Origin of the sequence: Streptomyces sp. NPDC058525, from assembly GCF_042719495.1 — a bacterium.
Taxonomy (GTDB): Bacteria; Actinomycetota; Actinomycetes; order Streptomycetales; family Streptomycetaceae; genus Streptomyces.
The window spans coordinates 37,611-49,296 of sequence record NZ_JBHXNP010000025.1 but is presented as its reverse complement, the minus strand read 5'-3'; the positions used below and the strand labels follow the sequence as shown (position 1 = coordinate 49,296).

Genomic DNA, 11,686 nt, shown 5'->3' with positions numbered 1-11,686 from the left:
CGGGAAAGCCGCGTGTCACCCGGTCTTGCGCCGGAAGTACCGCTTCTGCCCGGCCGAACCGCTCATGCCCTTGACCTTCAGACGGCCGTCCTCGTGCGCCTGCCGCGCCCGGCTGGCGTTGCCCTTGCGTTCGAGGGCCTCACGGAACTTCCGGCGGGCGTCGTTCTCCTCGACATTGTTCTGCGGCGTATCGGTCATACGTACCTCCTGGACGCGATGTGCAGCACGGCCGGCCTGACGGGGACGTCCGGCACCGGCGAGCCGTTCTTTGTTGGGGGAAGGGAATGCGGCCTATGCCGGGTCGGGCACGAGACCGCCGGCGGTGAGGTCCGTCCGCTCGCCCTTCCCGGCGGGCCCGGCCTCCGCGTCCGCCGGCTTGCTGCGCGGCAGCAGCGGGGCGAGGGCGGCGGTCAGCAGGAAGGCGGCGACGTTGTACCAGAGAGTGACGGAGACGGCGGAGCTGAAGTCGGCGGCTCGCGCCGCGGCCGTCCCCGCGCTGTCCGGGCCCACGAGCCCGAAGAGGAGGGCCCCGACGACCGCGATACCGATCGCGGCACCGAACTGCGTGGCGGCGTTGACCACGCCGGACCCGGCACCCGCATCCTTGGGAGCCAGGTCACCGAGCACGGCCGTGGCGAGGATGGGCGTGCTCAACCCCATGCCCAGGCCCATGAGGAAGGCCGAGCCGGCCACGTACGGCCATGTCAGTCCAGCGCCCTGGGTGTGCACGACGCCGATCACGGCCAGGGAGCTCAGCGCCATCACGAGGGCGCCCGCCGCCACGAACAGGCGGCCCCGGGTGGCCCCGAAGCGCCAGCCGAGCTGGAACGTGGCGACGATGCCCAGCGGCCACGCCGCGATGGCGAGTGCCGTGTCGCCCACCGACCAGCCCAGACCGAACTGGAGGTGGTAGGTGAGCACGAAGGAGAACGAACTGATGCCGGTGAACGCGAGCAGGGTCACGACCAGGCCGGCGGAAAAGGACCGGTGGCGGAACAGGGTGGGGGGCACGAGAGCGGAGCCGCTCTTCGCCTGCCTCCTGCGCTCGTGGACCACGAACGCGAGGATCAGCGGCACCGAGGCGGCCAACACCACGAACATCCAGGCGGGCCAGCCCTGTTCGCGGCCCTGGACCAGCGGAAACATCAGGGCCAGAGAGGCCGCGGTCAGCAGGACCACGCCGGGCATGTCGAGCTGCGGTCGCTCGTCGGCGCGGAAGGAGGGCAGCGTCCGGGCTCCGATGATCAGCGCGAGAATCCCGATCGGAATGTTGACGAAGAAGATCGTCCGCCAGCCGAGGCCCATCAGGTCGAGGTCGGTGAGCAGACCGCCCAGCAGCGGTCCCCCGATGCTGCCGAGGCTGAGCAGACCGCCCACCAGACCGGCGGCCAGGGCCCACTCCTTGCGGTCGAAGGTCCGGACGATGACGGCCATGACTTGGGGAAGCATCAGGGCGGCCATGAACCCCTGCGCGAAGCGGCCGGCGACCAGCATGCCCGGGGAGACGGCCAGACCGCACAGGGCGGACGCCACGGTGAACAGGGCGACACCGGTCATGAAGACCCGCTTGGCCCCGAAGATGTCACCGAGTCGCCCCCCGGTGATCAGGAACATGGAGAAGGCGAGGGCGTAGCCGGCCATCGTCCACTGTGCGGAAGCGAAGCCGATCTCCATGTCCCGCTGGATGCTGGGCAGGGCAACGGTGACGATGTTGGCGTCGAGGCCGTCGAGGAAGGAGGCGGTGCCGAGTACGCCCAGGGCGACCCATCGCGCGCGTCCGGACTGTGCTGTGTCTGTCACGTGATCAGCTCCTGGGAGAGGGGTGGGGGGTGGTGCGGCCCCGCCGGACCTGCCGCGCGGTGCTGCCTGCGTGCCGCCGCCCGGGGGCGGCACGCAGGGTTCACACCTCGAAGACGGCGCTCGCCCAGCTCATGCCGCGTCCTACGGCGGCCAGGGCGACGTGGTCGCCCTGCCGGAGGGCGTTGTGCTCGACGTCCCGGGCCAGGGCGAACAGCGGGTCGGCGGCGCCGAGGTGCCCGTAGTCCTCGGCGAGCGGCAGGTTGGTGCGCTCAGGTGGGAATTCCAGGGCCTCGACGAGTCCCGCCATCGCCGGCTGGTTGTCGAAGGGCAGGTTGAGCCGGGCCAGGTCGGTGTAGTCGACACCGGCCCGCTTGCAGGCGCGTTCCACTACGAGCCGGTACTGGGCGCGGGCGTGGGCGCCGAACGCGGAGATCTTCTCGTGGTCGTCGCCGAAGTACTCCTTCACGTCGGCGATGCCGCGTACTCTGGGCGCGCCGTTCGCCGCGCCGGGCGTGCCGAAGGGGGCCGCCGCGCCTCCCGCGTCGAGGCGGAAGAAGTCGACGTAGGTGCCGTCCGTGGTGATGTCGCTCGCGCGCCAGCGCAGCCGGTCGTGACCGCGGCGGGCGACCGCCGCGACCGCACCGTCCGAGAAGCACCCCGCCCCGGTCTCCAGCCGGTTCCAGTAGGGCTCGGCGACGCGGCTGGCCGCGACCACCACGGCCGTCCGGTACTCGGGATGGGTGGCGAATTTCCCGGCGACCAGGTCGAACGCGGCTACGCCCGACGAGCACGCCTGGGTCAACAGGACCGCCTCCGCGCCGTCGGCGCCGAGCCGGTGCAGGAGGCTCGCCGCCGCGTCCCAGTACAGGTACTCGGTGATGTCGGTGACCGCGAGGACGAGCAGGTCGATGTCGCCGACGTCCGTGCCGGCGGCGTCCAGCGCCTTCCGTACGGCCCGGTACGACAGGTCCGTCAGGCCCACGCCTTCGGGACACCGGTGCATGTAGCGGCTCGCGTAGGTGCGGACCCGCTCGATGTCCTCGGTGTACTCGGCGGCGACGTCCAGCACCGGTACCTCGTCGCCGAGTTCGTAGCCGAGTGCCATCAGGCCGAAACTCATGTGATCTCCTTGTCTGGGGCCCCTCCGGGCCGTGTCGCTACCAGGTGACCGGCAGCCGGTGCACGCCGTAGATGGCCATGTCGGTGCACAGGGGTATCTCCTCCGCCGGAACAGCCATCTGCAGGTGCGGGAACCGGCGCAGCAGGCCGGCGTACGCGATCCGCAGCTCGACCCGTGCGAGATGGTGTCCGAGGCACTGGTGCACGCCGTGCCCGAACGACAGCTGGCCGCCCGGCCTCCGCCCGGAGTCGAACCGCTCCGGGTCGCCGTCGAAGCGCCGCGGATCGCGGTTCGCGGCCGACAGGGAGAGCACGAGGCACTCACCGGCCGAGATCCGGACGCCGCCCAGGTCGACGTCGGTCAGAGCGGTCCGCATCAGCCCCGCCCGGAAGAGCGGGAGGTAGCGCAGCAGTTCCTCGACGGCGCTGTCGAGGAGGTCCGGCTCGGCCCTCAGCCGGGCCCACTGGTCCGGATGGCTCAGCAGGGTGTAGACCCCGAGTCCGAGCATGCTCGCCGTGGTCTCGTGGCCGGCGATCAGCACCACCAGCGCCACGGTCGCGATCTCCTGGTCGGAGAGCACGTTCCCTTCGATCAGGCCGCTGATCAGGTCCGCCCCGGGCGCCGCGCGTCTGCGCGGCACGAGCCCGCCGAGGTAGGCGAGCATGCCGGCGTACGCGCCGTGCGTCTCCTCCTGCGTGGAGTCCAGCCGGAAGAAGGTGGCCACGTCGTGACGGAACATGTCCTGCTCGGCGTACGGCACGCCGAGGATCTCGCAGATCAGCAGCGTCGGGATCGGGACGGCGAACTCGGCGACGAGGTCGGCTCCGTGCCCCGCGGCTTCCAGCGCGTCCAGCCGCTGCTCGACGATCTCCTCGATCCGGGGCGCCAGTTCCCTGATCCGTCGCGCCGTGAAGTGCTTGGTGAGGAGCTTGCGGTAGCGGGTGTGCTCCGGTGGGTCCATACCGATGAACTGGCCGGGCTCCGCGGGTGTGATGCTCTCCGTGCCGAACGGGTGGTCGAAGGCGGCGTGGTGGTGCAGTTCCTGCCGTGCGCTGAACCGCTGGTCGGCGAGGACGGACCGCACCAGGGAGTGGCTGGTGACCAGCCAGCCCCTGTGCCCGTCCGGGAACAGCATCGGGGTGACGGGGTTCCGGTCCCGGAACACCCCCAGTTCGAGGGGCGGGTCGAGAGGCGAGGGTCGCTCCGTGGGCAGCTTGACCGGCTGGCACAGGGTGTTGCGCACGTCCTACTCCATCTCTCTGGCATCGCGGAGGCCCCTCCAGCCTCGCGACGAGCCCTGGACACGCGCTCGAGCCGACCTCGAGCGGCGGCGCCGGGCGACCTCGCCCGGCTCGCGGATGTCGGTCTTGCCCCGATCTCCAGGAACCGGACGCCGCGCGGCAGCGGCGTCTTCGCGCTCGTCGCCCTCCTCAGCCCGCTCCTGCCCGCCTCGAAGACCCCTCAGGCCGCACCGGAGGCGCCGGCCGCGGAGCCCGCCGGGCAGTCCGCGCCGCCCGCCGCGAAGGACCGGCTGCTCCTTGACTCCGCCTGACCCCGGAAATGGCGAATTCCATTGCATGGGAACGGAATGCGGGGTCGTCATTCCCGCAATTCTGTGCCAGACTTTTTCTGTCGACTGATTGCAGGAGGTATGTATGACTGACAAGTCGTTCGACGGTGGCGTTGCAGAAGATGCCAAGGAGAAGTTCCGCGCTGCACTGGAGCGCAAGTCCAACGCATCGCGCGCCCGCACGGCTCACGAAGAGGGCCGTATGAAGGTGAAGAACATGAGCGGTTCGTCCGGCCAGAAGCGGTACTTCCGCAGGAAGACCGGCTGATCCAGCCCGGCTCACCCCCCCCAGGGGCCGCCGCGGCCATTCCACTGGAATGGACCGCGGCGGCCCTTTTGGTTTGCCCGCGATATCCACTTGAATTCCACTTGAATGCGGCTCGGGTCAGGCTCGGGTCGGGCTTGAATTTCAGTGGAGAAACGAACCTGGAACGACGTGTTCCAGCCATGATCGACAGCAGCTTGCGAGTCATTCCGTACGCATTCCCGTGCGGGACCCGAGCCCGGCTTTAGTGCCCGGGCCGATCCTGGAGTGTCCGGCACCAGGGCACGTCCCGGTGCGACCGTGTCGAAAGGGGCTCCCCATGATCATCGTCAAGGAACGTCCGCTGCTGACCGCCCCTGCGGTGCGTGCCACCCCCGCGGGGGACCGCCCGGCCACCCCGCCCGCGGACGCACACCGCGCGGCGGACCGGACGGCGGCGGACCGGACGGAGCGCACGGAGCGGACGGTCGGCGCGGCGGCCGTCACGGCCGGCGGCGCGGCCGATGCCGCGGCCCCCGCCCAGGACACCTCGCTGGCCCTCGCCATGGCCTCGATCCGCATCTCCCGGGGCAACCCCACCGCCGAGGAGATCGCCGCGCTCGCCGTCCTCCTGACGGCCCGTCTGGGCAAGCGGCACGAGGCCCGGCAGCCCGCACCCGCCCCCGCGCGCAGCCGCAGGCTGCCGTCCCTGTCCTGTCAGCCGTTCCGCGCGCCGGGCGCCTGGGCCTCGTAGCGTTCACAGCCAGTCCAATGCAACGAACGGCGGGCTGACGTTGCATTGAAAGCATGCCTCGTTGCAACGATATCCATGCTTTTACCTGCGGTGATGTCATCCATGCGCAACGAACTCGTTGCCGAATAACTAAAGGCTACGTAGCGTTTCTGTCGTCGGAAACAAACACGAGCAGCCAGGAGAGCATCATGCAGAACTTCGACACCCCCGCCCCCGTCTCCGCCGTCGTCGACGTCCCCGCGGGCCGCGTCCTGTTCATCGCCGCCGACCGCGCCGACACCACCGTCGAGATCCTGCCCGCGGACGCCTCGAAGGGCCGCGACGTGAAGGCGGCGGAGCAGACCGAGGTCTCCTACGCCGACGGCGTCCTGCGCATCGGCACCCCGGCGAAGAACCAGATCCTCGGCGCCTCCGGAGCCATCGAGGTGACCGTCCAGCTGCCCGCCGGCTCCCGCGTCGAGGCGAAGGCGTCCGGCGCCGAACTCCGGGGCGTCGGGCGGCTCGGAGACGTGGCCTTCGAGAGCGCGCAGGGCTCGGTCAAGCTCGACGAGACCGCGGGCGCCCGCATCACCCTCCTCGCCGGGGACGTCTCGGTCGGCCGCCTGGGCGGCCCCGCCGAGATCAGCACCGCGCAGGGCGACATCCGGATCGCCGAGGCCGTGCGCGGCACGGTCGTGCTGAGCACCCAGGCCGGCGACGTGTCGGTCGGCGCCGCCCGCGGCGTCTCCGCCTCCCTGGACGCGGGCACCGGCCTCGGCCGGATCAGCAACGCGCTCAAGAACACCGACGGCGCCGCGGAGCTGAACATCCACGCGACCACCGCCCACGGCGACATCACCGCCCGCAGCATCTGATGCGCCTCCTGCGACCGCGGCCGCGGCCGGGCCCGAGAACGGGCCCGGCCCGGCCTACAGCCGGCGCAGGAGCGCCGCCCGGTCGACCTTGCCCTGCCGGGTCAGGGGCAGCTCGTCCAGCGCGATGATGCGCGCGGGGACCATGTACGACGGCAGCACGGTCCGCAGGGCCCGTACGACCTCGGCCTTCGGCAGGGGCTCGGCCGTCGGCACGTAGAAGGCGGCCAGCGACCGCCCGCCCCGCCCCGTGGGCGCCACCACCGAAGCGGCCCGGACGCCCGGGCACTGAAGAAGGGCGCTCTGCACCTCGCCCAGTTCGATCCGGTAGCCGCGCACCTTGACCTGGTCGTCGAGGCGGCCCAGGAACTCCAGGTCGCCGCCGGCCAGCCAGCGGGCGCGGTCACCGGTGCGGTACATGCGCTCGCCGGGGCGCACCGCTCCCGGGTCGGGCAGGAACTTCGCGGCGGTGAGGGGGGCGGCCGCGGCGTAGCCCAGGGCGAGGCAGGTCCCGGCGATGTACAGATCGCCCTCCTTGCCGAGGGGGCAGGGCCGCAGCTCGCTGTCGAGCACGTAGTAGCGGGAGTTCTGCATCGGCTTGCCGTACGGGATGCTCGGCCACGCGGGGTCGACGTCCCGCACCCGGTAGTCGTTGGACCAGACGGTGCACTCCGTGGCGCCGCCGAACGACACCACCTCGGCGTTCGGGAACGCGGCACGGATCTGGTCCGGGAGCGGCACCGGGATCCAGTCGCCGCTGAGCAGGGCCAGGCGGAGCGTGTCGCGCCCGGCGGGCTCGCGGGCCTGGACGAAGGGCATGACCATGGCCAGGGAGGCGGGAGCCGAGTCCCAGATGGTGATGGCCTCCCGTTCGAGCAGGTCCACCAGGGTGTCCGGCTCGGCGAGTTCGGCCCCCGACGCCAGCCGTACGGTCGCGCCGGCGGCGAGCACGCCGAACATGTCGTAGACCGAGAGGTCGAAGCAGAAGGACGTGACGAACAGGAGCTTGTCGTCGGGCCCGACCCCGTAGGTGCGGTTCACCCAGTCGATGAGGTTCACCGCCGACCTGTGGGCGACGGAGACGCCCTTGGGCGTACCGGTCGAGCCGGACGTGAAGATGGTGTAGCAGACGTCGTCGGCCGTCGGACCGGTGGTGAGGGGGCCGGCCGGCCGGAGGCCGATGTGATGGCCCGTCCACAGCGGCTCGCGCGACGGCGCCGCACGGCCGTGGGAGGCCGCGGCACGCTCGCGCGACGGCTCGACGCGGATGACGGCGTCGTAACGCTCGGCCAGTTCGCCGCTGAACTCCCCGGACCGGCGGCGGTGGACCTCCGCGCGCGCCACCCCGGGCAGCAGTTCGGGCAGCCGCTCGACGAAGCGCGGCGGCACCCGCAGGCCGGAATGCGTGCCGAGCCCGGGGTCGACGAGGTCGGCGAGGACGATGACGCCGTCGTCGGCGAGCAGCCCGAGCAGCGAGTCGAGGACGCCCGTCAGGTGGTCGAGGTCGGGCAGGAACTGCACCGTACTGGCCAGCACGACGACGTCGAACCGGCCGCTCACCCGCTCGGCGGCCTCGTGCGCGAAGCACACCACACCCTCGACCTCGCCCCCGGCGCGGGCCCCGGCCTCCCGGCTGCGGGCCACCGACACCGGCGAGGGGTCGACGGCGACGTAGCGGGACGCCCCGGGCGCCAGGGCCTCGACGATCAGGCCGGATCCGCACCCGATCTCCAGGACCGCGGGCCGTTCGGCGGAGGTCGCGGACCGTACGAACCGCGCCACGTGCTCCTGGTAGCCCCGGAGGTCGTCGGCGGTGAAGGGCCGCTGCGAGCGGCGGGTGTTGAAGCCCGCGGCCTCGAGCGGGTCGGGGGAGCCGGACAGGTAGTCGAAGAGGTCCGCGACCGCCTCGCGCCGGAAGGTGGCCGACCAGGAGAACTCCTCCGGGATGCCCGGGCACAGCACGTGGCGCAGCGAGGGCACCTCCCACCGGAACTCCTGCACGGCGGGCAGGGACGCGCGGTCGGTCAGCACGGCAGCCACGCCGAGCTGGTCGAGCAGGCCGACCACCCGGGAGTCCGGCCACGCCGGGTCGAGCGGCACGTAGGAGGCGCCGGCCTTGAGCACCGCGAGCATGCCGACGAGGGCCGAGGCGTCGCGCTCGCCGTACACGCCGACGGCCGAGCCCCGGCCCACGCCCAGCTCGCGCAGCAGCCGCGCCAGCCGGTTGGTGTGGCGGTCCAGTTCGCCGTGGGTGACGACCTGCTTGTCGGAGGTCACGATCGCCGGGCGGTCCGGGTGGCGGCGGGCGGCCTCGGCGATCAGGACGGGGATCGTGGCGTCGTCGCGGAAGGGCCGCGCGGTCTCGTTCCACCTGCTCCAGGGGGCGTCCGCGACGGACACCGGCCGGGCGCTCACCGGGCCGGTGCGGCCGGTGCGGCCGGCGCGGCCGGCGCCCGAAGGCCCTCGTGGGCCGCCAGCGCGCCGGTCAGTTCGTTCACCGTCGGGTGGTTGAAGAAGAGCCGCAGGGCCAGGCGCACGCCCAGCTCCGCCCCGAGCGTGGCCATGATCTCGGCGACCAGCAGGGAGTTCCCGCCGGCCTCGAAGAAGTCCTCGTCGTCGCCGAAGTCCTCGTGCTCCAGCGCGTCGGCCCACTGGGCCCGCACCTGGGCGCGCAGCAGTTCGAGGTCCGGGCCGTGGTGGCCGATGAGGTCCGGGCTCGCCACCCCGACCGATCCGAAGTCGTTCACCGATCTCTCCCGCGTTCTCTCTCGGTGCTCTGGGGTCCGCGCTCACCCGGCCGAGGGCTCCGACCGGCTGCCAGTCTCGCCGCGACGGCCCGGCGTTGTCCGAGGATCTTTCAGAGGTCAGTCAGGGTTGGCGCCCGTGGGCCGCGGTGACTGGTCATCCTCACGTGCATGGGAACTCACACGAAAAGCCCCTGGTTCGTCGGCGTCCCTCACGACGGCCCCAAGGAGTGCGCGCTGTACGCCTTTCCGCACGCGGGCGCCGGCGTGACCACGGTGCGCCCGCTGTGCGTCGAGCTGTCCGGCGCCTTCGACGCCTTCGCGGTTCGCCTCCCGGGCCGGGAGTCCCGGCTCGAGGAGCCGGCGGAGACCGTCATGGCCGACCTCGCCGACAAGCTCGCCGGCGAACTGCTCCACCACGCCGACGGACGGCCCGTGGTGCTGTACGGGCACTGCGCCGGCTCGACGATCGCCTACGAGGTGGCGCGGCGCCTGGGCCCCGCCCGGGTGCGGGCACTGGTCGTCTCCTCCAACCCGGCCCCCGGCAGCGTCCGCCGCGAGCCCACCTTCGCGCTGCCGCGGCCGGAGTTCCTCGGGCAGGTCGTGGCGGACGGGTACCTCCCGGCGCAGCTCCTCGGCAACGAGGAGCTGCTCGACATCGTCGAGCCCGCCCTGCGCGCCGACTACGAACTCGTCGAGACCCACGAGCTGGAGCTGTACGAGCGCGGCGGCGCCGACCCCGTCGCGGTCCCGACCGTGGCCGTGTACGGCAGCGACGACCACACCGTCGAACGCGCCCAGCTGGAGGCCTGGTCGGCGCTCACCACCGGGCCGTTCCGGGTCGTGTCGCTGCCGGGCGGCAACGACCTGCCGACCAGCCGGCCGGCGGACCTGGCGGCGGCCATCGGCGAGGCCGTGGCGGCCCTCGCCTGAGCAGGGGCCCGGCGCCCGATGCCCGGCGCCCGGCGCCCGGCCGGGTCTGGCACACATCTGTCAGGCGGCCGGATGACCCGGTGCCCCGCTTCCTAGGGTGGGCTCCCGACCGACCGACCGACCCCGCGCACGACGACCCGGAAGGGAACAGGAGCATGGCGCCCCTCATCACCGCGCGACAGCGCCCCACCAGCCCGTTCGAGGAGGCCGAGGCCGAGGCCGAGGCCGCGCTCCGCGGGCAGGACGGCGTGGCGCAGGCGGTCGTGGTCTCCCGCGAGAACGGGCTCGGGGAGCGGCGCCTGGTGGCGTACGTCGTACCCGGGGTGCCGGACGCGGACGTGACCCGGCACGTCGAGAAGTGGCGTGCGGTCTACGACGAGATGTACGGCGACACCGTGCCGGAGACCACCGGGATCGGCGACGACTTCACCGGATGGAACAGCGCCTACACCCGCGAGCCCATCCCCCTGCCGCAGATGCGCCAGTGGCGGGCGGCCGCCGTGGACCGGGTGCGCGCCCTGGGGGCGCGCCGGGTGCTGGAGATCGGGGTGGGCTCCGGGCTCCTGCTCGGGCCGCTGGCCCCGCGGACCGAGGCGTACTGGGCCACCGACTTCTCCGACGCGGTCATCGAACGCCTCGGCGCCCAGGTCGCCGCGGACCCGCGGCTCAGGGACAAGGTGACGCTGCGATGCCGGCCCGCCGACGCCGCCGACGGACTGCCGGCGGAGCACTTCGACACGGTCCTCCTCAACTCGGTCGCGCAGTACTTCCCCGACGCCGCCTACCTCTCGGCCGTCCTGGACGTCGCGCTCCGGCGGCTCGCCCCGGGCGGCCGGATCCTCGTCGGCGACGTCCGCAACCTCGGCACCCTGCGGGAGTTCCTGACGGCCGTCCACCACGCCCAGCGCCCCGGTGACGAGCCGTCCGCCGTGCGGGCGGCGGTCGACCGCGCCGTGCTCCGCGAGACGGAACTCCACCTCGATCCGGGCTTCTTCACCGACTGGGCCGACGCGCGCGACGAGGTCGTGGCCGTGGACGTCCGGCTCAAGCCCGGACCGGACGGGAACGAACTCACCCGCCACCGCTACGAAGTCGTCCTGCACAAGGGGCCGGGCCGGCCGACGCACCTCGCGGACCTCCCCGCCGTCACCTGGGGCGCGGACGTGCACCGGCTGTCCGGCCTGGAGGCCGAGCTGGCGCGGCACGGCGGCCGCCTGCGGCTGACCCGGATACCGAACGCCAGGCTGGTGAGCGAGGCGGCCGAGTGCGGGGTCCCCGCCACGGCGCAGGGCACTCCCCTCGACCCGCACGCGCTGGAGGCCTGGGGCGAGGAGCACGGCCGCGCCGTCCTGTGCACCTGGTCGGCCGAGGCGCCCGGCTGGTTCGAGGCGGTCATCGTGCCCGCGGACGGCACGCACTGCTACGGCGGGGTGTACCGGCCCCTGGACACCCGGGCCAGACCGCTCGCCAACGTGCCCGGCGCGTCCCGCCGGGCGTCGAGGCTGCCGGCGGTGCTGCGCCGCGACCTGGCGGCCGAACTGCCCGGCCACCTGGTGCCGGACGACATCGTGGTCGTCGCACACCTGCCGCTGGCCCCCGACGGCACGGTCGACCGCGCCGCGCTCCCCGAACCGACGTGAAGGCAGTGAAGGCAGTGAAGGCAGTGGCAG

Annotated in this window: 11 protein-coding genes; 5 read left to right on the top strand and 6 right to left on the bottom strand. The window is 72.7% G+C overall.

The window, feature by feature from the left end; genetic code table 11:
- Positions 1-15: 15 nt before the first annotated feature.
- The 4 genes from ACFWP3_RS14800 to ACFWP3_RS14785 form a co-directional block, all read right to left on the bottom strand.
- A complete protein-coding gene (locus ACFWP3_RS14800) occupies positions 16-198 on the bottom strand; it encodes a DUF5302 domain-containing protein (protein ID WP_384220438.1) in 183 nt (60 codons plus the stop codon).
- Positions 199-291: 93 nt separating this feature from the next.
- Positions 292-1,800 carry an MFS transporter gene (locus ACFWP3_RS14795; protein ID WP_384220436.1) on the bottom strand — a complete coding sequence of 503 codons (1,509 nt, stop codon included), beginning with the start codon at positions 1,798-1,800 and terminating at the stop codon, positions 292-294.
- Between the two features lie 100 nt (positions 1,801-1,900).
- Positions 1,901-2,920, bottom strand: coding sequence for a 3-oxoacyl-ACP synthase III family protein (locus ACFWP3_RS14790; protein WP_384220434.1), 1,020 nt, complete (start codon positions 2,918-2,920; stop codon positions 1,901-1,903).
- Between the two features lie 37 nt (positions 2,921-2,957).
- On the bottom strand, positions 2,958-4,163 hold the full coding sequence (locus ACFWP3_RS14785) for a cytochrome P450 (RefSeq protein WP_384220432.1): 1,206 nt from the start codon (positions 4,161-4,163) through the stop codon (positions 2,958-2,960).
- A gap of 412 nt (positions 4,164-4,575) precedes the next feature.
- On the opposite strand from ACFWP3_RS14785, the gene ACFWP3_RS14780 reads away from it, so the two are divergent.
- From ACFWP3_RS14780 to ACFWP3_RS14770, 3 genes are all read left to right on the top strand, one after another.
- Positions 4,576-4,758: a DUF5302 domain-containing protein gene (locus tag ACFWP3_RS14780; protein WP_107489046.1), complete on the top strand. Its 183-nt coding sequence runs from the start codon at positions 4,576-4,578 to the stop codon at positions 4,756-4,758.
- Between the two features lie 316 nt (positions 4,759-5,074).
- Positions 5,075-5,488, top strand: a complete 414-nt coding sequence (locus ACFWP3_RS14775; RefSeq protein ID WP_384220429.1) for an acyl-CoA carboxylase subunit epsilon — start codon at positions 5,075-5,077, stop codon at positions 5,486-5,488.
- Between the two features lie 188 nt (positions 5,489-5,676).
- On the top strand, positions 5,677-6,342 hold the full coding sequence (locus ACFWP3_RS14770) for a DUF4097 family beta strand repeat-containing protein (RefSeq protein WP_384220426.1): 666 nt from the start codon (positions 5,677-5,679) through the stop codon (positions 6,340-6,342).
- Positions 6,343-6,396: 54 nt separating this feature from the next.
- On the opposite strand, the gene ACFWP3_RS14765 is transcribed toward ACFWP3_RS14770, so the two are convergent.
- Entirely contained in the window at positions 6,397-8,739 is a 2,343-nt protein-coding gene (locus ACFWP3_RS14765) for an amino acid adenylation domain-containing protein (protein ID WP_384220424.1), read from the bottom strand.
- Positions 8,740-8,750: 11 nt separating this feature from the next.
- Positions 8,751-9,086, bottom strand: coding sequence for an acyl carrier protein (locus tag ACFWP3_RS14760; protein ID WP_384220421.1), 336 nt, complete (start codon positions 9,084-9,086; stop codon positions 8,751-8,753).
- Positions 9,087-9,236: 150 nt separating this feature from the next.
- Between ACFWP3_RS14760 and ACFWP3_RS14755 the strand changes: the two genes are divergently transcribed.
- Together ACFWP3_RS14755 and ACFWP3_RS14750 are read left to right on the top strand one after the other, a co-directional pair.
- Positions 9,237-10,016, top strand: a complete 780-nt coding sequence (locus ACFWP3_RS14755) for a thioesterase II family protein (RefSeq protein ID WP_384220465.1) — start codon at positions 9,237-9,239, stop codon at positions 10,014-10,016.
- A gap of 155 nt (positions 10,017-10,171) precedes the next feature.
- Positions 10,172-11,656: a methyltransferase gene (locus ACFWP3_RS14750; RefSeq protein WP_384220419.1), complete on the top strand. Its 1,485-nt coding sequence runs from the start codon at positions 10,172-10,174 to the stop codon at positions 11,654-11,656.
- The last annotated feature ends 30 nt before the right edge of the window (positions 11,657-11,686 follow it).